The 24,337-nt window shown below is 56.7% G+C and carries 20 protein-coding genes; 6 read left to right on the top strand and 14 right to left on the bottom strand.

Translation table 11 applies throughout. The annotated features are described in order from the left end of the window. Nucleotides 1-81: 81 nt before the first annotated feature. From ACR0MJ_RS06615 to acs, 7 genes are all read right to left on the bottom strand, one after another. Nucleotides 82-1,494, bottom strand: a complete 1,413-nt coding sequence (locus tag ACR0MJ_RS06615) for a 3'-5' exonuclease (protein WP_170405188.1) — start codon at nt 1,492-1,494, stop codon at nt 82-84. A 2-nt stretch (nt 1,495-1,496) separates the two neighbouring features. Continuing rightward, nucleotides 1,497-2,015: a hypothetical protein gene (locus ACR0MJ_RS06610; protein WP_170393351.1), complete on the bottom strand. Its 519-nt coding sequence runs from the start codon at nt 2,013-2,015 to the stop codon at nt 1,497-1,499. 27 nt (nt 2,016-2,042) lie between these two features. Next, the gene (locus ACR0MJ_RS06605) at nt 2,043-3,866 is read right to left on the bottom strand and encodes a DUF294 nucleotidyltransferase-like domain-containing protein (protein WP_170405191.1); all 1,824 of its coding nucleotides are present in this window, start codon (nt 3,864-3,866) and stop codon (nt 2,043-2,045) included. Nucleotides 3,867-3,974: 108 nt separating this feature from the next. After that, nucleotides 3,975-5,759, bottom strand: coding sequence for a sodium:solute symporter family protein (locus ACR0MJ_RS06600; protein ID WP_170393349.1), 1,785 nt, complete (start codon nt 5,757-5,759; stop codon nt 3,975-3,977). 5 nt (nt 5,760-5,764) lie between these two features. Next, nucleotides 5,765-6,049 (bottom strand): DUF4212 domain-containing protein, encoded by a 285-nt coding sequence (locus tag ACR0MJ_RS06595; RefSeq protein WP_010439512.1) that lies wholly within the window; start codon nt 6,047-6,049, stop codon nt 5,765-5,767. Between the two features lie 182 nt (nt 6,050-6,231). Continuing rightward, a complete protein-coding gene (locus ACR0MJ_RS06590; RefSeq protein WP_170393348.1) occupies nt 6,232-6,915 on the bottom strand; it encodes an adenylate kinase in 684 nt (227 codons plus the stop codon). Nucleotides 6,916-6,922: 7 nt separating this feature from the next. Then, nucleotides 6,923-8,887: an acetate--CoA ligase gene (gene acs, locus ACR0MJ_RS06585; RefSeq protein ID WP_480760023.1), complete on the bottom strand. Its 1,965-nt coding sequence runs from the start codon at nt 8,885-8,887 to the stop codon at nt 6,923-6,925. A 408-nt stretch (nt 8,888-9,295) separates the two neighbouring features. Between acs and ACR0MJ_RS06580 the strand changes: the two genes are divergently transcribed. The 3 genes from ACR0MJ_RS06580 to ACR0MJ_RS06570 are packed head-to-tail and all read left to right on the top strand — an operon-like array spanning nt 9,296 to nt 12,408. Beyond that, on the top strand, nt 9,296-10,312 hold the full coding sequence (locus ACR0MJ_RS06580) for a C4-dicarboxylate TRAP transporter substrate-binding protein (protein ID WP_480760018.1): 1,017 nt from the start codon (nt 9,296-9,298) through the stop codon (nt 10,310-10,312). A gap of 59 nt (nt 10,313-10,371) precedes the next feature. After that, nucleotides 10,372-11,001 carry a TRAP transporter small permease subunit gene (locus ACR0MJ_RS06575; protein ID WP_170393345.1) on the top strand — a complete coding sequence of 210 codons (630 nt, stop codon included), beginning with the start codon at nt 10,372-10,374 and terminating at the stop codon, nt 10,999-11,001. A gap of 3 nt (nt 11,002-11,004) precedes the next feature. Then, nucleotides 11,005-12,408 carry a TRAP transporter large permease gene (locus ACR0MJ_RS06570; RefSeq protein WP_170393344.1) on the top strand — a complete coding sequence of 468 codons (1,404 nt, stop codon included), beginning with the start codon at nt 11,005-11,007 and terminating at the stop codon, nt 12,406-12,408. Nucleotides 12,409-12,458: 50 nt separating this feature from the next. Here ACR0MJ_RS06570 and ACR0MJ_RS06565 read toward each other — a convergent pair whose 3' ends face one another. Genes ACR0MJ_RS06565 through rocF form a run of 3 tightly spaced genes read right to left on the bottom strand, consistent with a single transcriptional unit; the run spans nt 12,459 to nt 15,349 of the window. Next, entirely contained in the window at nt 12,459-13,502 is a 1,044-nt protein-coding gene (locus ACR0MJ_RS06565; RefSeq protein WP_170510833.1) for an ornithine cyclodeaminase, read from the bottom strand. A gap of 6 nt (nt 13,503-13,508) precedes the next feature. After that, nucleotides 13,509-14,429, bottom strand: a complete 921-nt coding sequence (gene ctlX / locus ACR0MJ_RS06560; protein WP_480760015.1) for a citrulline utilization hydrolase CtlX — start codon at nt 14,427-14,429, stop codon at nt 13,509-13,511. Then, on the bottom strand, nt 14,429-15,349 hold the full coding sequence (gene rocF, locus ACR0MJ_RS06555) for an arginase (RefSeq protein ID WP_170510398.1): 921 nt from the start codon (nt 15,347-15,349) through the stop codon (nt 14,429-14,431). Before rocF ends, ctlX begins: the two co-directional genes overlap by 1 nt. 86 nt (nt 15,350-15,435) lie before the next feature. Between rocF and ACR0MJ_RS06550 the strand changes: the two genes are divergently transcribed. Further along, nucleotides 15,436-15,864, top strand: coding sequence for an Lrp/AsnC family transcriptional regulator (locus tag ACR0MJ_RS06550; protein WP_170393340.1), 429 nt, complete (start codon nt 15,436-15,438; stop codon nt 15,862-15,864). A 91-nt stretch (nt 15,865-15,955) separates the two neighbouring features. Further along, entirely contained in the window at nt 15,956-18,562 is a 2,607-nt protein-coding gene (gene mprF, locus ACR0MJ_RS06545) for a bifunctional lysylphosphatidylglycerol flippase/synthetase MprF (RefSeq protein WP_480590680.1), read from the top strand. A 3-nt stretch (nt 18,563-18,565) separates the two neighbouring features. Here the strand turns inward: mprF and ACR0MJ_RS06540 are convergent, their stop codons facing one another. The 4 genes from ACR0MJ_RS06540 to ACR0MJ_RS06525 all read right to left on the bottom strand — a co-directional run bounded on the left by ACR0MJ_RS06540 (nt 18,566) and on the right by ACR0MJ_RS06525 (nt 22,505). Continuing rightward, nucleotides 18,566-20,116 carry an efflux transporter outer membrane subunit gene (locus ACR0MJ_RS06540; RefSeq protein WP_480760013.1) on the bottom strand — a complete coding sequence of 517 codons (1,551 nt, stop codon included), beginning with the start codon at nt 20,114-20,116 and terminating at the stop codon, nt 18,566-18,568. Between the two features lie 11 nt (nt 20,117-20,127). Then, nucleotides 20,128-21,273 carry an HlyD family secretion protein gene (locus ACR0MJ_RS06535; RefSeq protein ID WP_170393337.1) on the bottom strand — a complete coding sequence of 382 codons (1,146 nt, stop codon included), beginning with the start codon at nt 21,271-21,273 and terminating at the stop codon, nt 20,128-20,130. A gap of 21 nt (nt 21,274-21,294) precedes the next feature. Then, on the bottom strand, nt 21,295-21,657 hold the full coding sequence (locus ACR0MJ_RS06530) for a DUF3302 domain-containing protein (RefSeq protein WP_170393336.1): 363 nt from the start codon (nt 21,655-21,657) through the stop codon (nt 21,295-21,297). An 89-nt stretch (nt 21,658-21,746) separates the two neighbouring features. Beyond that, nucleotides 21,747-22,505, bottom strand: a complete 759-nt coding sequence (locus ACR0MJ_RS06525) for a DeoR/GlpR family DNA-binding transcription regulator (RefSeq protein WP_480760010.1) — start codon at nt 22,503-22,505, stop codon at nt 21,747-21,749. A 189-nt stretch (nt 22,506-22,694) separates the two neighbouring features. Here ACR0MJ_RS06525 and glpD point away from each other — a divergent pair, with 189 nt between their 5' ends. Then, nucleotides 22,695-24,272: a glycerol-3-phosphate dehydrogenase gene (gene glpD / locus ACR0MJ_RS06520; protein ID WP_480760007.1), complete on the top strand. Its 1,578-nt coding sequence runs from the start codon at nt 22,695-22,697 to the stop codon at nt 24,270-24,272. The last annotated feature ends 65 nt before the right edge of the window (nt 24,273-24,337 follow it).

The following is a 24,337-nucleotide window of genomic DNA, read 5'->3' as shown; positions in this document are numbered from 1 at the left end:
GCTCGTACATGGGCCTGTCTCAGGTGCCACGCGACGCCAGAATTGTCTACGGAAAGCTGCGGTGGTGGTAGCAATTTCTGGTCAGTTCAGGTCTTCAAGCAACCGTCCGTGTTTGCGAGTCTCGGTGATGACGTCGCCAAAGGTCACCAAATTACGGGCCGTAAGCATTGGTAGCATCCGAACCAGCACTTCGGCGGTCGCGACGGCATCACCCAAGGCCGTGTGACGCAGGGCTTCGGGAATTGTTATGCCAAGCCGTTCGCAGACAGCGTCCAGCGTATGCGTTTCGCTTGCCCCGAACAGCACCGCCGACAGCAGGACCGTATCCAGAATGGGGTGGCTCCATTCCACCCCCATACGCTCGGCATGGCGGCGCAGGAAAGCCATGTCGAATGGTGCATTGTGGGCAACAATGACGGCATCCCGGGCAAATTGGTGAAAGCTGCGACCGGCCTCGGCAATATCAGGCGCACCCTGAACCATCCGGTCGCTGACCTTATGCACTTTGGTTGAAGCTGGGGGGATCGGGATGCCGGGGTCGACCAGGGTATCAAGCCGTTCGCCTTCGACGATTTTACCCTTTACGACGCGCACAGCACCGATCTGTACGATCTCATCCTTATGCGGGAGCAGGCCCGTGGTTTCGGTGTCAAAGACTACGAAGCAGAGGTCCAACAGGGGTCTATCTTCAAACGCGTCGTCACCGGGTGTGTCGAGAAGTTCGAAATCGTAAACCAGCGGGCGGGCCGCGTCGGGATCGATTTGCGCGGCACTGTCATCGAAGACCAGCATGTAACCGGGGGCATCGCCCAATGGTTTCATACGGGCTGAATACGATTGCCGCCCATCGACACTGGTCAGTGTGCAATGGACGTCTTTACCGGTTTTTATCAGTTTCGCATAGGAATCCGTCAGACCGGTTGCTTCGAGGTAGTCAAACAGCGAGGCGTTTAGCCGGGGATGTGCGATCTGTGCCAAAACCTCAGCCGCCTGCGCGTCATATAGAACGATCTGATGCTTCGGTCCGGCTAAAAGCATTGCAACCGGAATCTCGGTCAGCAGCGCCGTTAGACGTTGTTTTTCCGAGGCCAGATGGGCCGTTTCCGCGGCCACGGCCTCAGCCGTGGTCATGGCGTTGGCAGCTAGTTGTTCGGCCAGTCCAGCGGCGGCTGGGGCCAGATCGCCCAAATAACGCGCCGCCTGAAGGTCCAAATCCGTGCTGACCCCGGCGTGTGCGCGCGCCCGGAGTTGGGCCGAGAGCCGCTCGATCGGTTTTGCAACGTTGTCATCAAAAAGAAGCCAGACTCCGGCAACTAGCGCCAACATTCCAAAAGCGATCAGTATCTCTGCGAAGATGAACGCATCCATAAGAGCAGGATCACTTGCCCTCTGATAACCGACCCACAAAGCCAGGGTGCTGATGATCAGCCCTCCTGCCGCAAGTAATAGGAAGAACAGGAACACCCTCAGGCGCAGGCTCAGATGGTTCAACATGGTCAGACCCCGCAGGTTGCCTCGATTACCGGATCTTCAGCGTCGATCTTGATCCAGCTGGCGTTCAGCAAACGTCCGTCATCGGCGAATTCGGCCCCGTCTGCCAGGTTGGCGCGGCTGTTTTCGGCGCAGTTTACAGCGACCGGCATCTTCGAGACCGGTGCCCAGCGACCAAAAAAGTAAAGATCAACCAGACGCTCGTCCGGCAAATTGGCATTGGTGCGTACCGATGTGGCGTCGATCGCAGCAAAGCGGTCGACAAAGGGCACGGCATACGTCCAAGGGCGATAAAAGGCGCGGCTTTCCACCTCCTGCACGATGGTGAGGCTGTCGGGCAGTTGGTCGCGCGTACGGTCATACCAAGAATACTCGCTGGTAATCGTCATACCGATCATCCCCGCACCTGCCGCAACCGGCGCGGCCCATTTGGGCAAGCGGCCCCCGGTCAGCTTGTTCACCACCATCACGACACCCGCAAAGGCAAAGCCTGCAAAAATCGTGCCGATCAGTTCCAGAAACATGTGATTTCTCCGTTCATTTCCAGTTTCTTAACCCAGCATTCCTTTGCCATGGCCAACCGCTGATTGCATGGTTTTTACCACGACAAAGGCATCGCGGAGATGACTTCGCTCAAAGTCCGACAATTCAGCGGGTGGCAGGTAATTGTCCGGTGCATCCCCGGATTTGACCAGACGCACTTGATGTTCCAATCGGGTCTCAGCGATTAGGTCATATGCGTCCAGTAAATCGCGTGCGCCGGACGCGCTGAGCACACCCGCAGCCTCGGCGGCGCTAAGACGGGCGCGGGTGTTCGCTTCGGTTAATTGTCCCTGCAGGCTGTAGATGCGTGCCAGATCCACGACAGGCACCACGCCATTATGCTTGAGGTCGAGCGTATTGCGATGCTCACCCGAACGTATGGTGGCGAATCCACGCAGCAGGCCCAGAGGAGGCGTGTGTTTCAGTGAGTTCGAAATCATATGCGCGACAAAGATCGAATTCGCATTGGCTGCCGCCAGCGTATCGGCCTGCAGGTCGGTGAACAGATCGAAGGACCCTCCGATGGGCCGCAGGTCAAACATCACCGAGGCCAGCATTTGCGCCTCGGGGTTGGGTTTGGCAATCCAGCCATTGAAATACTCGCGCCAGACGCGCACGGGCTGGCACCAGCGAGGGTTGGTCGCCATCATGTCACCGGGGCAATAGAAATAACCGCAGGTATCCAGCCCGTCTGAGACGAATTTGGCCAGCGCAGCGAAGTAGGCCATATCGCCGTCCGCCACACTGTCATCTAGCATCAGGCAATTGTCCTGATCAGAAACTCCGGTCTGTTCCTGCCGTCCTTGCGAGCCGCAAGCAAGCCACAAGTAGGGCACTGGCGGCGCACCCAGTTCAGCCTCAGCCAGTGCCAGCAACCGCCGCGTCGCAGTGTCTGCGATGTCGGTGATCAGCCGTGTAACGATCTCGTGCCGGTTGCCACCCGCGACGAGTTGGACCAGCAGTTGTGGTATCTCAGCGGTGACTTGAGCCATCTCTTGCGGGCTGTCGGCGCGGGCAATTCGTCCTACCAACTCGGCAGAATTGACCGCCTGATAGCGGGTGAGGTCGGTTTGGGTTACGATTCCGACCAGCTTACCGGCCTCGGAAATTGGAATATGACCGATGCCACGTTCCATCATCACGTGTAATACGTCCGAGCCGATATCTGTCGGGGCAAGAATGATTGGATCGGCGGTCATGATCGCCGAAACCGCGGTGTCAGCGGGCATCGCCTCGGCGACGTATTTGCCGGAAATATCGCGGAGGGTTGCGATACCCAACAATCTGTCCCCTTCGGTCACGCAAAGCGATGAGATATGGCGGTCGCGCATGATCTGCGCGGCGTTTTGAACCGGAGTATCGGGCGGGCAGGTGGCAGGGTCACGAGCCATCAGCACATCAATTGCACTGGTAGCCAGGCTTTGCGGTCCGCTCCGCCCTCCGCGTGAACGGTTAAAGAACTTGGACACCACATCGTGACCTTCGATCAGGTTTTTCACAAGGTCTGGCGGCAACACGATCAACACTGACGGCGTGTGCGCGCGCGCATGTGTGGCGGCTTTGCCGTCCTTCAGCAATCCGCGCTCACCAAAAGAATTGCGCAATCCCAGATGCGAAACGACAGCGCCGTTCTCATCGGTAATTTCTACCTGTCCTTCATAGATCACAAAGACGCCGGGCAGAGCGTTGCCCAACTGGTAAATGCTGCCATCGGCATCGACTTCGCGCACTTCGATCTGCTTGGCCAGATCGTCCAAAGCATCATGGGGCAACGAGTCATAGGGGTGTACAGACTTCAGAAACCGGGTGATTTCGTCATGGGACAGGGGCATTTACGCTCTCCGGAGTTCCGAATAAAAAATCCCGCCCGGTGGTGTGCCGGGCGGGAACAGTAAGTCGAAAGATGCGATCGAAGACAAGAGCCGCCGACCGCATCACACTCAGTGATCCTGAGCTGCGCCCGCACCACGGGGAATGCGAATGCTTTCGACCATATCTTTGATCTCCTGCGGAGTCTCTTTGGTCATACCGGCAACGACGTAGGCGACGCCGAAGTTGATCATCGCACCGATGGCGCCGAACGAGGTCGACTTGATCGGACCCAGAAGCGGATCAGCATCGGTGAACGAGTTGGTGCCCGGAATGAACAGCCAGCCCTTATGCAGGAAGATGTAGACCAGGGTTACGGTCAGACCAGCCAGCATACCTGCAACCGCGCCGGTGTTGTTGATGCGGGTCGAGAAGATCCCCATCATCAGCGCCGGGAAGATCGAGGCTGCTGCCAGACCAAAGGCCAAGGCCACGGTTTGTGCCGCAAAGCCCGGAGGGTTGAGACCCAGGTAGGTTGCAACCACGATGGCTACAGCCATGGCAATCCGTGCCGCCAGAAGTTCACCCTTTTCAGAGATCGACGGGTTGATTGCACCTTTGACAAGGTCATGGGACACAGCCGACGAGATCGCCAGCAAAAGGCCCGCAGCGGTTGACAGAGCAGCCGCAAGACCACCAGCAGCGACCAGACCAATCACCCAACCTGGCAAGTTGGCAATCTCAGGATTGGCCAGAACCAGGATGTCGCGGTTGAACTTGGTCAGCTCGTTACCGACCCAGCCTTTTTCTTCGGCGATTGCAGTCATCGCCTCGGATTTGTCGTTGTAGTACTGGATCTTGCCGTCGCCGTTCTTGTCTTCCCAATCCAGCAGACCGGTTTTCTGCCAAGTGGCCATCCAGTCGTAACGCGGATCATTGTCGATTTCCTCAACCGAAACAGCGCCACCTTCGATGCCACCATTGGGCCACATCATGTCGGTGATGTTCAGGCGCGCCATTGCACCAACAGCAGGAGCCGTCAGGTACAGCAGAGCGATGAAGACCAGCGCCCAGCCTGCCGACCAACGTGCGTCAGACACTTTGGGAACGGTGAAGAAGCGCATGATGACGTGCGGCAGACCAGCTGTACCGATCATCAGCGACAAGGTGAACAGCACCATGTTCAGCGTGTTCGAGTGGTGAGCCGTGTAGTCGTTGAAGCCCAACTCGGTCACGATGGCGTCCAGCTTAGTCAGCAGGGGTTCACCGCTGGCGGTGTCACCAAACAGACCCAGCGCCGGAACAGGCGTGCCGGTCAGCTGCAGCGAGATAAAGATGGCCGGGATGGTATAAGCGGTGATCAGCACGCAGTACTGAGCGACCTGAGTGTAGGTCACGCCCTTCATCCCACCAAACACTGCGTAGGCAAACACAACGCCGGCGCCGATCAGCAGACCTGTAGTGTTGGACACTTCGAGGAAGCGGCCAAAGGCCACGCCAACACCGGTCATCTGACCGATCACGTAGGTCACCGACGCAACGATCAGACAGATCACCGCAACGATACGTGCAGTCTGGCTGTAGAAACGATCGCCGATGAATTCCGACACGGTGAACTTGCCGAACTTACGCAGGTAGGGCGCAAGCAGCAGGGCCAGCAGCACGTAGCCACCGGTCCAACCCATCAGGAAGGTCGAGTTGTCGTAGCCGGTAAAGGCAATCAGGCCCGCCATCGAGATGAACGAGGCCGCAGACATCCAGTCCGCCGCTGTCGCCATACCGTTGGTGACCGGATGAACGCCGCGACCGGCGGCATAGAATTCCGATGTGGAACCCGCACGGGCCCAGATCGCGATGCCGATGTAAAGCGCAAAAGACGCGCCCACAAACAGCAGGTTGATGGTAAACTGATCCATGCCTATTACTCCTCGTCCACGCCGTGTTCAGCGTCGAGCTTGTTCATGCGCCAGGCGTAGTTGAAGATCAGCACCAGAAAGACCAGGATCGATCCTTGCTGAGCGAACCAAAAGCCCAGATCTGTACCGCCAACGGCGATGCCGGACAGCAGCGGACGCAGCAGAATGCCGAATCCAAACGACACCAGCGCCCAAATCGCGAGGCTGATGTAGATGAGGCGCAGGTTGGCCTGCCAATAGCCCTTGTCGGCTTCAGCAGTCTGCGCGGAGTTTGTTGAATGATCCGCCATCGCGGGTTCCTCCTTCGCTTCCCTCATTGGCGGCCCATTGCCCAACTCCTCCAGTGCGGTGGGCCGCTTCTCGGTTGTGCCAAACGCCCCGTGACGTCAGGCATAACTTCTCTGGTCCGCCAGGGCGGGTCCATTGAAGTATTCTGATTTAGGATCAAAGCCCTAGGGCTTATCTCCTCCCCTTATTTCATGACCTCGCCGACAATCCCTTGAAGGTCTTGCGCGATGTCGTCGATCTGACCCATGGCATCGATGCCTTTCAGCACACCTTGGGCTTGATAGTAGTCAATCAGCGGTGCGGTCTGCGCGTGATAGGCCGCCAGACGCGACGCGACCGTCTCGGCATTGTCGTCGGCGCGGCGTTTGAATTCTGTGTGTCCGCACTTGTCGCATTTGCCGTCTTCGACGGGCTGCTTGTACGTGTCGTGATAGCCCTCACCGCATCCAGCGCAGGTGTAGCGACCCGAAATCCGCGTCACCATCTCGGCGTCTTCAACTTCAAGGCTGATGGCCGCGTTGATCTTCTGATCTGAAGACGCGAGCAGACCATCAAGAGCCTCGGCCTGGACTGTGGTCCGGGGGAAACCATCTAGTATGACGCCCTTGGCGCAGTCCGGTTCTGCCATGCGGTCGCGCAGGATCGCGATGACGATGCCGTCGCTGACAAGATCGCCTGCCTCCATAACCGCTTTGGCAGCATTACCAGCCTCGGTACCTGCGGCGACCGCGTCACGCAGCAGATCACCGGTGCTGAGTTGTACAAGCCCGAACTTCTCTTCAAGCATACGAGCCTGCGTACCCTTCCCGGCGCCCGGAGGGCCGAGAAGGATCAGAACAGCGGGGGATATGGTCGTGGCAGCGTCCATCACATCCTCACTTGTTTGCCCGGTTTTCGATCAGGTCTTCGACCACTGACGGATCGGCCAGGGTCGACGTATCGCCAAGCGAACCAAAGTCGTTCTCGGCAATCTTGCGCAGAATTCGGCGCATGATCTTGCCCGAGCGAGTCTTGGGCAGGCCGGGGGCCCACTGGATCACATCAGGCGAGGCAATCGGGCCGATCTCGGTCCGGACCCAGGTGCGCAGCTCTTTCAGCAACTCATCCGACGGCTCGCGGTCATTCATCAAAGTGACATAGCAATAGATGCCTTGCCCTTTGATTTCATGGGGGTAACCAACCACAGCGGCCTCGGCGACGGCGGCATGGGCGACCAGCGCGCTTTCCACCTCGGCCGTGCCCATCCGGTGGCCGGAGACGTTGATTACATCATCGACGCGGCCAGTGATCCAGTAATCGCCATCCTCATCGCGACGGCAGCCATCGCCGGTGAAGTAGTAGCCTTTGTAGTCCGAGAAATAGGTCTTCTCGAACCGCTCATGATCGCCCCAGACGGTGCGCATCTGACCGGGCCAGCTGTCTTTGATGCACAGAACACCCTCAACGCCATTTCCCTCGATCTCAACACCGGATTGCGGGTCCAAAACCACCGGCTGGATGCCGAAGAACGGTTTCATCGCCGAGCCCGGCTTCATCGCATGCGCACCGGGCAGGGGGGTCATCAAGTGACCGCCGGTTTCGGTCTGCCACCAGGTGTCAACAATCGGGCATTTGCCTTTGCCAACAACTTCATTGTACCAGTTCCAGGCTTCCGGGTTGATCGGCTCGCCGACTGTGCCCAGCGTCCGGAGATCGCTCAGGTCGCATTTCTCGACGAACTCGGTACCCTGACCCATCAGAGCGCGAATTGCCGTCGGAGCGGTGTAGAACTGGTTCACCTTGTGCTTTTCGCACACCTGCCAGAAGCGTGATGCATCCGGATAGGTCGGCACGCCTTCGAACATCAGTGTGGTCGCTCCGTTGGCCAGCGGGCCATAGACGATATAGCTGTGGCCGGTGACCCAGCCGACATCGGCGGTGCACCAGTAAACGTCGCCTTCATGGTAGTCGAATGTGATCTCATGCGTCATCGCGGCATAGACCAGATAACCGCCGGTCGTATGGACGACACCTTTGGGCTGACCGGTCGAACCGGAAGTATAGAGAATGAACAGCGGATCTTCGGCATTCATCTCGGCGGGTGCGCAATAGTCATCCGCTTCAAGCGCCATTTCGTTGTAATCATAGTCGCGGCCATCAATCCAAGTGGTCTGCCCACCGGTGCGTTTGACCACCAGACATTTCACGCTGTCTTTGCAGTGCAGCAGGGCCGCGTCTGCGTTGGACTTCAGCGGAGTCTTGCGGCCACCACGTGGTGCCTCATCGGCAGTGATGACGACCTTGGCATCACATCCGTTGACTCGGGCTGCCAACGCATCGGGTGAAAACCCAGCAAATACAATCGAATGGATTGCTCCGATCCGTGCACAAGCCAGCATCGCATAGGCGGCTTCAGGGATCATCGGCAGATAGATTACAACGCGGTCACCTTTGCGCACGCCCATCGACTCGAGAATATTGGCCATGCGACAGGTGCGACGGTGCAGTTCGGCGTAGGTAATGTGCTGAGCTTCGTCGTTTGGATCATCCGGTTCCCAGATGATCGCTGTCTGATCGCCGCGCGTATTCAAATGACGGTCAAGACAGTTGGCCGAGACGTTTAGCGTGCCGTCCGCATACCAGTTGATACCAACCGAACCAAAATCATAGCTGACGTCTTTGACCTGAGTATAAGGCTTGATCCAGTCAACGCGCTTGCCTTGCTCATCCCAGAATGCTTCGGGGTTGTTGATCGACGCAGCGTACATATCTGCGTATTTGTCGGCGTCGACATGCGCACGGGCGACAGTTTCTGCGGATGGCGGAAATGTCTTGGCATCTGCCTGGGCAGCGGTAGTCATCTTTGAAGCTCCTCCCTCTGGACTGGATTACATGGGATCGATTTTGCCAGCCGATCAGGCAATGTCGATCCGGTTCCTCCCCAAGTTGAATAATACGGGGATCAGAAAAGAAATAAATAAATTGCCATAATCCTTGGATTTATTTGTAAAGAAATTTCATTTCCGGCACTAGTATTGTAAACAAATCTGAAATTGTGCGTAAAATATATTTTAAAACAGTAAGATAGATGTAGTGACATAAGCGCTTATTGGCATGTGTCTGGGGCTTTGGCCGATAGCTTCACTTTAATCTCGAAGTCTGGTGGCGATAACACCACTTCTCCTCGCAGGGGTTGGCAGCTTCTAGACTTGGCGCTAGCTTCACAATCAAGCATCCCGATAGGGGGCGCAACTAAGGGAGATATCACTATGAAAAAGATGTTGAGCGGTGCGGCTTTTGCCGCCCTGAGCGTGGCGTTTGTCACCGAAGCAGCCGCGACCGAATGGAATGCCTCGGTCTGGGGTAAGCGCCGCGCATTTACCGAGCATGTTGAGAAACTGGCTGAACTGGTGAGCGAAAAAACCGGCGGCGATTTCACCATCAATGTTAGCTATGGCGGATTATCGAAGCCCAAGGAAAACCTGGATGGTATCGAGATTGGCGCGTTCGAGATGGCGCAGTTTTGTGCGGGCTATCACCGCGATAAGAACCGCGCGATCACCGTTTTGGAACTGCCCTTCCTTGGCGTAAACACATTGGATGAAGAGGTGGCCGTCAGCCACGCAGTCTATGATCATCCAGCAGTCAAGGACGAGATGGCGCAGTGGAACGCGCGCATCATCATGACTTCACCGATGCCTCAATATAACCTTGTCGGCACCGGTGACCCTCGTGATGAGCTTGCCGAGTTCGACGGTATGCGCGTACGCGCCACTGGCGGTTTGGGGCAAGCATTTGAGGCGGTTGGTGGCGTACCTACGTCCGTGCCCGCGACCGAAGCCTATAATGCGATGGAATCTGGCGTGGTCGATACCGTGGCCTTCGCTCAGCATGCGCATTTGTCATTCGGGACGATCAACGAAGCTGACTGGTGGACGGCCAATCTGAATCCTGGAACGGTAAATTGTCCGGTGGTGGTGAATATCGACGCTTATGAAGCGCTGCCAGCCGAACATCGCGAAGCGCTGGACAGCTCGATTGATGAGGCTATCGATCACTATCTGGCCAACTACGGTGGACTGCTTGAAAAGTGGGATGGCGTGCTGGCAGAGAAAGGCGTTGAAAAGGTCGAGATTGACGATGCCGTGCTTGAGGAGTTTCGCGCCAAAGCCGCTGATCCGATTCGCGCGAAGTGGATCGAAGACATGACCGCCCAGGGTCTGCCTGCGCAGGATCTTTATGATCTTGTGCAATCGACGCTGCAACAGCAGCGCGGCGGTAACTGATCGCCACAGCCGGGTGTCATTAGGCACCCGGCATTTCCTTCAATCAAAGGAATGCTGAGATGGCAGGACATGCCACGGTGCTTGAGGATGGCAGTCTTCTAAGCCGGTTGGATCACCGTTTGTTACGTCTAGAGCGTTTTATGGCGCTGATCAGCGGTTTCGCGGTTTTCGGGCTGATGGTTCTGGCTGTTGTGTCAGTCAGCGGCCGAAACGCATTAAACGCGCCTTTGCCCGGATATGTTGACTGGATTGAACAGGCGATGCCCCTGATCGCGTTTCTGGGTATTTCGTTTGTGCAGCGCGATGGCGGGCACATCCGAATGGATATCGTTATCTCGCGCCTGAAAGGGCGGGCGCTGTGGTTGTTCGAGCTGATCTCGGTTCTGTTGATACTGCTGCTGATGCTGGCGCTGGTTTGGGGTAGTTGGTCCCACTTTGACCGGTCCTTTGACTTCGGCGCTCCGATGTGGAGTCGCGACAGCTCGATTGATATCGGGATTCCTATTTGGCCAGCCAAGCTGCTGGCGCCCGTTGCTTTTTCGGTGCTGTGCGCCCGGCTAATCTTGCAGGTCTGGGGCTATGGACGAGCCTTCATGCTGGGGCTCGAGGCACCGGTGGCCGTACCGCTGATACAGGATGCCGCCGCACAGGCTGCAGCCGAGGCCGAACAATTCGAAGGACGTAACTGACCCATGGACACGATTGATATCGGCCTTTGGGTCACTGCCGGACTGTTGGTTCTTGTCGTCACAGGCATGCGGGTGGCATTTGCTGCAGGTCTGGCAGGGTTGGTTGGCCTTGTTTGGATATTCTGGGCAAAGTTTGGGTATGATCCCGAGCGGTTTGGTAAGGCACTGACTGTGGCCGTCAAAACGGCTGGCCAGGTGCCACATTCCAAGGTGGCGTCTCATACGCTGAGCCTGATCCCAACATTCATCCTGATCGGCTATCTAGCCTACTACGCTGGCCTGACCCGCGCCTTGTTTGAGGCGGCAAAACGCTGGGTGGCATGGGTGCCTGGCGGGTTGGCCGTTTCAACGATTTTTGCGACCGCCGGTTTCGCCGCCGTATCAGGTGCATCGGTCGCCACATCAGCCGTCTTTGCGCGCATCGCCATCCCTGAAATGCTGGCCGTCGGGTATAACAAACGTTTCGCCGCCGGTGTGGTTGCCGCTGGCGGAACCTTGGCCTCGCTAATCCCCCCATCCGCGATCCTTGTGATTTACGCCATTATTGTCGAACAGGATGTGGGAAAACTGCTGCTCGCAGGCTTCATCCCCGGCGCGTTTTCGGCGGTGATCTATGGCTTGCTGATCGTCGGTATCGCCGTGATCTTCAAGTCCGTCGGACCGCCGGTCACCGGGTTTACCTGGAAACAACGATTTGCTGCACTTCCGGGCGCACTGCCCATTGTGGCGGTGATCCTCATCATAATCTGCTTTGTCTATAACCCCTTCGGCGACAAGGCTTGGGGCACCCCGACCGAGGGCGGGGCCATCGGGGCCTTCATCGTGTTCTGCTTTGCCCTGATCCACGGCATGCGCTGGCCTGAATTCAAATCGGCTTTGCTTGAAACCGCCAAACTGACCGCCATGATCTTCGCAATCATCTGGGGTGTTCTGATCTATGTGCGGTTTCTAGGATTTGCTGATTTGCCGGGGGCGTTTTCCGACTGGATCACTTCGCTCGAAATGTCACCTATGTTGATCCTGATCTGCATACTGCTGGCCTATGCAGTGCTGGGCATGTTCATGGATGCGATCGGTATGTTGCTTTTGACACTTCCGGTCGTGTATCCCGCCGTTATGGCCCTGAACGGAGGCGAGGCCGTCAGCGCAGCAGACAGCGCCTTTGGTATGTCCGGGCCGATGTGTGCGATCTGGTTTGGTATCTTGGTGGTCAAAATGGCCGAGTTCTGCCTGATCACACCTCCTATTGGTCTAAACTGTTTTGTTGTCGCAGGCGTGAGGCCTGATCTTAGTGTTCAGGATGTCTTCAAAGGGGTAACGCCGTTCTTCATTGCCGATGCACTTACCATCGCACTGCTGGTGGCCTTTCCAGGGATTGTTCTATACCTGCCATCGCTTGCGGGATAAGAAAAAGCCCCGGCCAAAGGCCGGGGCACAGTTTTAGAAGTGCGGGTTCTTTATCCTGCCCGCATCAACATCCCGAACAGATCCCGCGGGTCGTCAGGGTCTGCCAGCATATCCAATGCCTCATAGAAATCAGTGCCTTCAATCGCGCTTTTGATGTAACGTAGTGCCGAGAAGTCCTCGATCGCGAAGCCGACACTGTCGAACAACGTGATCTGTCGATCATCGGTGCGCCCTATGGCTTGGCCGGTCATAACTTCCCACATCTCGGTGACAGGGTGATCATCCTCCAGAGCCTGAATCTCACCTTCGATCCGCGTTTGTTCGGGGTACTCTACAAAGATCTCCGACCGCAAAAGAATGTCGCGGTGCAGTTCGGTTTTGCCGGGGCAATCACCGCCAATCGCGTTGATGTGCACACCGGGGCCGACCATGTTGTCGGTCAGGATGGTGGCGTATTTCTTGTCAGCGGTGCAGGTCGTTATGATCTGAGCGCCTTCGATTGCGTCCTCCGGCGTTTTGCAGGGCACGACCGTCAGCCCTTTGCCCTGCAGATTGGCTGCACATTTCGCCGTCGCGTTCGGGTCTGTGTCGTAGAGACGGACCGTATCGATTCCGCACATGGCTTTGAAGGCGAGGCACTGGAACTCGGATTGCGCGCCGTTTCCAATCATCGCCATCGTCGTCGCGGATTTGGGCGCGAGATATTTGCCGACCAGCGCAGAGGTTGCCGCTGTCCGCAAAGCAGTCAACATCGTCATTTCGGTCAACAATGTCGGGTAACCGGTATAGACATCAGCCAGCAGGCCAAACGCGGTAACGGTCTGCAGGCCCTCAGACGTGTTCTTGGGATGCCCGTTGACGTATTTGAACCCGTATGCCTCACCATCCGAGGTTGGCATCAGTTCGATCACCCCATGTGGTGAGTGGGCCGGGATGCGGGGCGTTTTGTCAAAGCTCTCCCAGCGTTTAAAATCGGATTCGATCTGCGCGGCAATCTGCGTGATCATCTGTTCGACCCCGATGTGGTGGACCAGACGCATCATGTTGTCGACGGATACAAACGGCACGAGGGCCTTATCAGAAGGTTGCATCAAAGACTCCTATCGGCGGGAAAGATGGATACCAGCGATCATACAACGTACGGATCCGCCGGCTGTTTCAATTGTCGGAACCGAGAGCGGCAGCGGAGTTGCACTGGCTTCGATGATCGCGACTTGAGCAGGTGTAAGAGCCTGTAGCGCTCGGCTGGACAACGCCAGGGCAAGACCATCATTGCCACTAAGCTCAATCGCGTTTCCTGCAAAATCTGCAATCTGCTCATGGGACAGATCGATGACAGTCCGCCCAGATTCTTCCAGCCGTGCCCGAACTGTTGCGCGGCGTTCCGGGTCGGAAATCATGTCCAAACAAATCAGCGCGTAGTGCGTCCCGATCCCCATCAGGACATTGGTGTGATAGACATCACGGCCTTCAGCGTCCTTTGCATCAAAGGCAATCGGCTCATAGTTGAAATGCGTACAGAAACGCTCCAACAACACCGGATCGGCGCGGTTGGATCGAACAGTGTAGGCAATACGGCCCACGTGATCCAGAACCATTGCGCCAGTGCCCTCAAGCGCGAGGTCGTCCTGTTCGAGGCCGGAATAGTCGATGACGTCTTGCACTCGATATTCCCGCTTCAGTAACTCAATTACATCTGAGCGTCTTTCGCGTCTGCGCGATGGAACGAACATCGGATAAACAGCGACATGACCGCCTGGATGGGTCGAAAACCAGTTGTTTGGGAACACGCTGTCGGGTGTGTCACGTTCGCCTTCGTCGTCAAACACATGAACGGTCACACCAGCAGCGCGAAGCTGTTCTACTGCTTTGTCATGCTCATCCCGCGCGGCAGCAGACGTCGCTGCAGCAGATCGATTTGCCAATGTTTGAAACGCATTGTCGTCGCGGGTCTCTGGATTTGACGCAAATGCATGGGGGCGCACCATCACGACAGCTGAAGGAGATTGAAGAGAAATCATCAGAAGCTCCGGGTTGGGCGATCGAAGATGCGACGACCCATCAGCGAGGCTGCAAGATCGACCATCAGTTTTGCGGTTCGGCCGCGCTCATCCAGGAATGGGTTCAGTTCAACTAAATCCAGCGAACAAACGAGACCGCTTTCATGCAGCAATTCCATGACCAGATGGGCCTCACGTTCGGTGGCACCGCCGGGGACAGTGGTGCCGACGGCTGGTGCGATCGACGGGTCAAGGAAATCTACATCCAGCGAGACATGCAGGATGCCGTTTGCTGCGCGTACTTTATCAAGGAAGGCCAGTAGGGGTGCCTTGATCCCGTGCTCGTCGATGCTACGCATATCGGCCAGCATCGCGTGATCTTTTTCCAACGCCGCACGTTCGGCGGGATCGACCGAGCGCAGACCGATCATACCGACGCGATCCGTTGGGATCGGCGATATCAGCGGTGGAAAGGCGTCAAAGCCTGACTGGCCAGTGAAATAAGCGACCGGCGTTCCATGCAAATTACCGCTGGCCGTACTGCTGGGCGTATGGAAATCACTGTGTGCATCCAGCCAGAGCACGAAAAGAGGGCGCCCGATACGGTCTGCATGTGCCGCCATTCCTGCCACCGTGCCCATCGACAGGGCGTGATCACCGCCCATGAAGATAGGAAGGCCTTCAAGCGCGGCCTCTTGTGCCGTGCGGCTTAGCGCCTGTGTCCAGCCCACGCATTCCGGTAAAGAGAACAGATGGGTATCTTCCGAAATGTCGACGGCATCTGGTCGCGTGTCACCGATGTCCGACACAGAATGCCCGAGATCTGACAGCGCTTGGGCGAGACCCGCGACCCGATAGGCATCTGGACCCATCCGACAGCCTTGGCGGTGTTTGCCGGCATCCATCGGCGCTCCGGCGAGAATGATGTTCATTTTGCTCATAAGTCTATCTATCGATACGATATGAGTTGAGAAAAGAGATCAAATTGGTCAAAGTGAATTGGCTAATTCCGATTTGGTAATCACGCATGGACGAACTGGACAATCGCTTATTGAACGCACTGCACAGGGACGCTCGGGCATCGTTGTCGGAACTGGCTGAACTGCTCGGGGTGACCCGAACAACCGTGCGCAGCCGACTAAAGCGGCTTCAGCAGTCTGGCGAAATCGTCGGCTTTACCGTTGTGACACGGCAGGGCGTATCGGAAAGCCCTGTTCGTGGATTGATGATGCTTGAGATCGCAGGCCGCGGGACCGAGCGGATCAGATCGCGGATCGCTGCCATGCGTCAAGTTCGGGCGGTGCACTCAACCAATGGAAGTTGGGATCTGATCGCAGAGATCGGAACCGATACACTGGATGAGCTTGATGAAGTCCTGTTCCAGATCCGTCGGATGGAGGGTGTCACACGATCTGAGACCAATCTGTTGCTCTCGACACGCAAGGGCCGTTCGTGACGCGTTGCCCAAGGCCCTTTGCCGGATGGAAAATTCGTGCAAAGCTTTGAATTGACACTGATCTGAGGATCGCGGGGCAGGGGCGAACGGAATGACGACACAGCCGACAACGGAAGAGACACGCGCCGTACGTCTGGCCGAGTATGTGACAGGGCTGTTGGAAAAGCCGCTGGTCAAGATTGCGGTTCCGTTGCTGATTACAGGAATCGCGCTTGCGGTTCTGCATGACCTCTCTGCGCATGTGAAATGGTCAGATATCCAAAGCGATATCGCAGCGAAACCATGGAAATTCATGTTTTTTGCGATGTGCTGGACGGCTTTCAGTTTTCTGTCGCTTTCGTTCTACGATGTGCTTGCCGTGCAGAGCGTCGCCGATGGAAAAGTGCCTCTGCCCGTTGCGGGGATGGCCGGTGCAAGCGGCTATGCGGTATCGAACTGCCTGGGATTCTCCTATATCACCGGCACCGCGATCCGATACCGTATCTATGCGTCGCTGGGGCTTGATCTTGGCCGCGTGGCCGGGGTGATCGCGACCTCTTGGGTGGCGTTCTGGATGGGACTGATCCTGCTTTTGGGCCTGTTGCTTACAATACACCCGGATGGCATTTCCAAGGTCCTGCCGATCAGTGAAACGACGGAAACTGTGATCGGTCTGAGCATGTTGGCGGGGCTTGCGGTCTTGTTTGTCTGGCTTTCAAGCGGAGGGCGGCGATTGGCCTATGGTGGGTTTGGGTTCAACCTGCCAGGCGGCAAGCTCGCCAGCTTGCTGACAATCGCGGCGGTAGGCGATCTGTTCGGCGCTTCAATGGCGCTGTATGTGCTCATGCCGGACGATCTGGGGGTTGGCTACCCGTATTTCTTCGCGGTCTATATAGGCGCTATAGCGGTGGGTATCCTTAGCCATGCACCGGGTGGAATCGGTGTGTTCGAAGCCACTCTGATCGCTGGTCTAGGGGCGTCGGGCCGGTCTGATGTGATCGCTGCGCTTCTGCTCTACCGACTGGTCTATACGTTCCTTCCGTTTGCCATCGCCAGCCTGTCGATCGCGGTCGCGTCGGTGCTGACACAGCGCCATCGCATCGGGGGCGCGGTCACTTGGGTCTATCGCGCAATTCGCCCCATTGTCCCGATGGTGGCTGCCGGCGTCGCGGCTGTGGCAGGAGTTATCCTGTTGGTTTCAGGGGCTTTGCCTTCCAGTTCACAGAACCTTGGCGTACTGCGAGAGGTTTTGCCTTTGTCATTTGTCGAGGCATCTCATCTTGCAGGCAGCGCCGTGGGTGTCCTACTGCTACTTGTCTCACGTGGCCTATTCCGCAAGCTCTATCGGGCATGGGTTGTTGCCATGCTTTTGATGGTGGCGGGTTTCTTCGCCTCGCTCGCCAAAGGGCTTGATACGCATGAAGCCCTTTCATTGCTGTTCACGATTGGCCTTTTGGCGATGTTTCGGGGTGCGTTTTACCGGGTAAGCGGTGCATCTATCTTTCGGCTGAATATCCCTTGGCTGGTCAGCGTCGTCGCGTTGCTGGCGGTGATTTTCTGGATTGGATTGTTCGCTTATTCCCATGTCGAATATCAAAACGCGCTGTGGTGGGACTTTGCCTGGAGTGGAGATGCCTCGCGATTCCTGCGGTCCAGCCTCGTGGTGGCCGTGATCGTTGGCATCGTGGCGGTGAACTCGCTGTTCGGCCGTGAAATCCCCGCGCCGGTTAGGACTGAAATCCCCGAAGTTGTCGAACGTCTCGTGATGGAGAGCGAAGACACCGAATCTCAGATTTCACTGACGGGTGATAAGCAATTCCTGATCTCGCCTGACGAAACCGCATTCCTTGCCTATGCCGATACTGGCAATGCGCTGATCACCAAAGGAGAGCCTGTGGGTGATGAGCAAGCGGGACAGCAACTGATCTGGCAATTGCGAGAAATGGCCGATCGCGAAGGCAAGCTTTGTGCGTTTTACAGTGTATCGACCAAATATCTGCCGACATTCCTGGACCTCGGCCTATCGATCCTGAAGATCGGAGAAGTGGCCCGCGTACCGCTGCAGAATTTCTCGCTGGACGGAAAATCGCGCAAACGGTTCCGGCAGGCGAAGAACAGGGCCGAGCGTGAGGGGTACAAGTTCGAAATTATTCCCAAGGAACAGCTTGCACCGGTGTTGCCCGAACTTCGTCAGATCTCGGACGATTGGTTGGCGCAAAAGGCAGGTGAGGAAAAGGGTTTTGCCTTGGGCGGCTTTGATGATGCCTACCTTTCTTATTTCGACCATGCGGTTCTGCGGGATGAGACGGGCAAGATCATGGCCTTTGCGAACCTGTTTCAAGGCGGAAACAAATCCGAACTGTCTCTGGATTTGATGCGTTATGAACCGGACAGCCCCAGCTTTGTCATGGATGCGCTGTTTGCTGAGATGATGGTCTGGGGGTCCGAGCAGGGATTCCACTGGTTCTCACTGGGTGCTGCGCCATTTTCAGGGATCGAAAACCGGCAGTTGGCCTCGCTTTGGAATCGGATCGGTGGGTTCGTTTATGAACATGGCGAACAATTCTACCACTTCGAAGGCCTGCGCGCCTTCAAGCAGAAATTCGATCCGGAATGGAGCCCCAACTATCTAGCCAGCCCCGGCGGGTTGGCCGCGCCACGTATCCTCTACGAAGTTAACATCCTGATCTCGGGTGGCCTGCGCGGGTTGACGAAATAGGGCTTAATTCAAGCTGGCGCGTGTTGGCGTTTTCTCCAACAGATCACCCCAATCGGTGCGATAGGCCATCTCGGCCAGCACCGTCTCGGGCAAGAATTCTTGGTTCTGCCGGATCTGCCAGCCGCCGCCCAATCCTTTGTAGATCGCGACCAGATTGGACGAGACCTCCTGTCGGGCCTCGATCAGGTTCGCTTGCGACCGCAGCAGGGCGGTCTGCGTATTTAGAATACGCGAATAACTGGCGATGCCGTCGCGATACTGATCGACGGCAATATCAGCGGCCTTGCGCGAGGCCTCAACGCTGCGCTGATAAAAGGTGACCTGTTTGCGCGCCTGCGTATAAGCGACCATCGCACTTTCGACCTCGGAATAGGCGGTCAGCACAGTGTTCTGGTAATTGGCGATCAACGCTTGATAGGCGGCATCCTGTGCGCGGACATTGTTCTTAATGCGGCCATAATTCAGGACATTCCAGACAACGCCTGCGCTAGCCAATCCTGTGGCGCTGTTGGTGCTGAACAGATCGCGCCCACCCGAGGCCTGCAAACCGATCGCACCCGACAGAACGAACTGCGGATAGAGATCAGCTAACGCGATCCCGACCTGCGCCGATTGGGTGGCTGCCGCCAACTCGGCGGCGCGGACGTCGGGCCGCCGCCGCAGCAATTCGGCAGGCACACCCACGGCCACGTTGCTGCGCCCTGTTGGAATGCGACCCGAGTTTCCGATCAAGCCCGCCATCTGAGACGGCGTTTTTCCTAACAGAACCGCCAGTGCGTTCTTGGCTTGTTGGATATCGCTTTCCAACTCGGGCACGAGTGCCTTGGTGTTGTTGAGCAGGGCAGTCGATTCCTGCACATCCAACTCGGTTGTAACGCCGTTGTTGAAGCGCAGCTGAGTGAGGTCTGCCGATGCCTGCTGAATCGTGATGTTTTCCCGCGCGATGCGCAGAGCCTCTTGCAACGAACGGATGTTGATATAAAGCGCCGCTACGTCCCCGGTCAGCGTGACCAGTGCGTCGTCATAATTAGCAACCTGCAGTGCCAGGTTCGATCGCGCGGCCTGTACGCCGCGACGTTGCTGGCCCCATACGTCCAGTTCCCATTGCGCATCAAACCCAACTTGCGAAGTCGAGAATTCGGTGTCCAAGGGAATAATCCGCCGGATGTCCGAAATCGGCCCAAGATTGTCGCTGATCTGTCGGCGTTGGAGCGAACCGCCCACGGCCTGCGATTGCGGGTAGAGCTCTCCGAATGCGATACCAAGCTGCGCGCGGGCCTGAAGTACGCGGGCACCTGCGACCTGTAAGGTCAGGTTCTGCGCATAGGCTTCGGCGATCAGCTTGTTCAGCGTCGGATCATTAAACGTTTCCCACCAGCGCACAACCGGAGCGCTGCGTGAGGTCAGGCCGCTCTGGCCCGCGCTGGGGTTGTTGACCTCCATCCATTGCTTCACGACCGGAGAGTTGGGGCGCACAAAATCAGGCCCCACTGGCGTACAGGCGGTGAGGGTAACGGCGCAAAGGGCAGTGCCTAACAACCGGCGGAGTGTCATCGTACGCATCCTCAGATATCCAGTGGCCGGATGAAGTTGGCGAAGGAATAGAGGCGAATGTTGATGCGCCTCAGAAATTCAAAGCTTTTTCCCATGCCGGTGTAAATCGCCACCGCAGCGTGGCCACCTGCAGGAAAAGTATGCCCCTCAGGCACATCGACCGAGATCTGAACGGCGATCCGACCGGGCAGTTTTGGCAGCTCAAAGCCGGGCAGGCGGCCTGAGGGCAAGTATTGGCCCTGACGTGTGGCCCACCAGACCGCCTCAACCTTGCCGGTCAGAATTTCTCCGGGATAGAGGTCCAGAGCAACTTCGACTGGTTGGCCGACCTCGACAAATTTCAGGTTCTGCTGGCGGAAGGTGGCTAGAATATAGGGGTCTTCTTCGGTGACAAAGCTGGCAATGGCACCCAGACGAATTTCCCCCACAACCATCCCCGGGCGGGCCTGTTGCGAAACGATCATGCCATTTTCGGGGGCATAGATCGTTGTGTTGTCGAGAAAATACTCGGCCTCGGCCAGCTGCGCCTCAGCCTCAATAATGCCCGTATTCACGCCGTCGATCTGCGAATCCAGCGCAAGGTTGGCCTTTTCCAAATTGGCCTGAGCTTCCTTAATCTTCGCCTGATCTTCCGCGACCTGTTCGTTCCAGCGGTCAAGTTCGTCCTGACGGGCACCTCCGGCGGGAACGAGATTCTCGTATCGCGCTTGCTCGGTCAGCGCATAGGCCAACTGCGCGTTTGCGCGTTCGACCGCTTCACCAGCGGCGATGACATCCTGTTCAAGGATCTTCGCGTTTTGCTGCGCCGCCACCAGCTGTGCATTCGCCTTGTCCACGGCCAGCGAAAACACCGTGTCGTCGAACTTATACAGCGGATCGCCCTTAGTGACCCAGGTGTTGGGCTCGACCAAAACCTCGGACAGGATTGTGGGCTGAGTCAGGCGCGGGACGATCTGGATGGTGGAGCGCACGACGTGGCTGTCGACGGAAAAGGGCTGAAAGAAGCGCAGCGCGACCAAAAAGATCAGCAGCAGATGAGCGCCGACCCAGAATGAGACGATCCCCCACATGATGTTGAATTTCAGCCATTGCACCTTGAAGAAGATGAACCAGACAAAAATAATGTAGAAAAGCGTGATGCCTAGGGCGACGAACATGAGTGCTGAATTCCTTTGGCCTTAGGCTTGCTTTGTTTCGTCGGTATCAAGTGGGTCCTGGTATTCCGGTTTGACGGTGCCTCCCAGACGCTTGATTTCATCCCTTATGGCCTTGCGTTCTTCATCAGGGCCGCGGCGCATGTCGACGGTGACGCCGTCGTGAAACGCCCAGATAAAGGCATGCACCCAAGGGACAATCGCCAAAAATCCCATCCATCCCATGATCTTGACCGCTTCGGCATGGGGGTGATTGCGTTTGATCGCGATACGTCCGGGCAGACCCATTATGAATAGAAACAACGCCATCACCGCTGCCAGCAGCAAGATAAGTGCCACAAATGTCAGATAGTCATAGTAGCCCAGCGGCTGCCCCAAAAGTCCCATGCTCGCGCCTCCTGTTGTTGGAAACTGTTCCATCCTCGGGCGCTGTTGTCCAGCTAATCAATCACTTTCTGGCTGATCGGAAGGATGCATCAGCATTCAATAATTTTGGTGTTCCAGTCTATGCACTTCTGATGGAGGTCGCCGAGTAGCGGTAGATCGGTATAAACCATATCAACATCGGATAATGAGGCGATGCGTGCGGGCGCGGTGCGCTGAAACTTTGAAGCATCCGCTACAAGGCTGATCTGCCGGGCTTGTTCAATGATGGTTTGACTGACCAGTACTTCTTGGAGATCGAAATCCATTAGATCCCCATCCGCATCCAATGCGGAACAGCCGATAATCGCGTGATCGAATTTGAACTGGCGGATGGTCGCGACCGCAAGATTCCCGACCAACCCACTATCTGATCTGCGCAGCACACCGCCTGCAACGACGATCTGGCAATCGGGGTTATCGGCCAGGATATTGGCGACGTTCATATTGTTGGTCACGACCATTAGGTTTTTGTGTTTCAGCAATTGGCGGGCAACGGCCTCGGTCGAGGTGCCTATGTTCATAAAGATCGAGCTGCCCTCGGGGATGTCGGCCGCGCAGCGTTCAGCGATGCGTGTCTTGGCTTCATGGTTCAGGGCGCGCCGGTCTTCGTATCCAATATTAGACACGCCAGAACGCAGAACGGCACCCCCGTGAACCCGATCCAACTTACCTGCCTCTGACAGTTCAGTCAGGTCACGGCGAATGGTTTGAACCGTCACCTGAAAGCGCTCGGCCAGTCCTTCGACAGTAACGCGGCCCTCTTGCTCGGCGACTAAAAGAATGTCCGATTGGCGAAATGATAGTGACATGGGCGGTCCTGAGCTCCGGTGTTTTCGTTTTTGTTCTAATTTTGCGGTTAAGCAAGGGAATTCGTTAGTTGCATTTATTAATATTCGTTGTTTCAGCTAAAACGAACATTATCGAAAAATAAAGTTGACGATACGAACCATCATGCTGCTAATGCGCTTGAAACTTCCACGTTGGGGAATCAATCGGATATGTCATCGGACAGCAGCCAAGTTACCGATCTTTTTGTGATCGGCGGGGGTATAAATGGGTGCGGTATCGCACGTGATGCGGCAGGTCGGGGTCTATCGGTCACCTTGGCTGAAATGAACGATCTGGCCTCGGCGACGTCGTCAGCCTCGACCAAACTGTTTCATGGCGGGCTACGGTACCTGGAATTTTTTGAATTTCGTTTGGTGCGTGAAGCGCTGGTCGAACGCGAGACCTTGCTGCGCGCTATGCCCCATATCAGTTGGCCCATGCGTTTCGTGCTGCCCTATCACGCCGATATGCGTTTTGACTCTGAAACGCCGACCTCACGGTTGCTCAGTACGGTGATGCCATGGATGCGCGGGCGTCGTCCTGCGTGGCTAATACGGCTTGGCCTTTTTTTGTATGACAATCTGGGCGGTCGCAAAATCCTGCCGGGTACACGTTCGCTGAACCTGCGCGCGGCACCCGAGGGGGCCCCGCTGCAAGACAAATTTGAAACCGCCTATGAATACTCGGACTGCTGGGTCGAGGATTCGCGGCTGGTGGTCCTGAACGCCCGCGATGCCGAGGCACGTGGTGCCAAGATCATGGTCAGGACCGAGGTTCTTTCGGCTGAGCGGATCGATGAACTGTGGCAGGTTACGATTCGGGATCGGGATAGCGGCAAGACCGAAACCGTCCTTGCGAAGATGTTGATCAATGCGGGCGGACCTTGGGTCGGTGACATCATCCAGACCAAGATCCGGGTCAATTCCCGAGAAGGCGTCCGTCTGGTGCGTGGCAGCCATATCGTGACACCCAAGCTGTTTGACCATGACAAGTGCTATTTCTTTCAGGGCGAAGACGGGCGCATCATCTTTGCGATCCCGTACGAGCAGGATTTTACCTTGATCGGAACCACGGATCAGGATCATTCTGACCCCTCCGAGCCTCCGGTATGTACCGAGGCCGAGCAGGAGTATCTGTGCGCTTTCGCATCGAATTACTTCGCGAAGCCCGTTACCCGTGAAGATATTGTCTGGACCTATTCAGGCGTCCGTCCGCTATATGATGACGGCGCAAGCAGTGCCACGGCGGCTACCCGCGATTACACGCTGAAAGTTGATGCCGAGAGCGGGGCTCCGGTGTTGAATGTCTTTGGTGGTAAAATCACCACCTACAGACGCCTCGCGGAAAGCGCGCTGGAGAAGATCGGAGAACATTTCCCAGATCTTGGCGGACCATGGACCGCAGGCGTCCCATTGCCCGGCGGGGATTTTCCGGTCGACGGCGTGCAGGATTTGATCGGGAAACTGATAGCGGAGTACCCGTTCCTGACCGATTTTTGGGCCCGTCGATTGATCCGGGCCTATGGCACCGAGACCTGGGACCTTCTGGGTCCGGCAAAGGATCAGAGCGATCTGGGTGACGATTTTGGCGCGACGTTGACCGAGGCGGAACTGGTTTGGCTGATGGACAAGGAATACGCGCGCACCGCTCAGGATGTCGTGTGGCGGCGCAATAAGCTGGGTCTAAGGCTCAGCCTCGAGCAGATCGGCCGGATAGACGACTGGATGGTCAAACGGTTAACTGACTAGCGCGCGGATCGGTTGATCCGTGCAAAAAAAGAAACGCCCCGCAGATGTGCGGGGCGTATTTCGAT

It is taken from the genome of Ruegeria sp. C6 (assembly GCF_056537625.1).
Note: the sequence above shows the minus strand (reverse complement) of the source record. Positions and strands in the feature narration are given on the sequence as shown.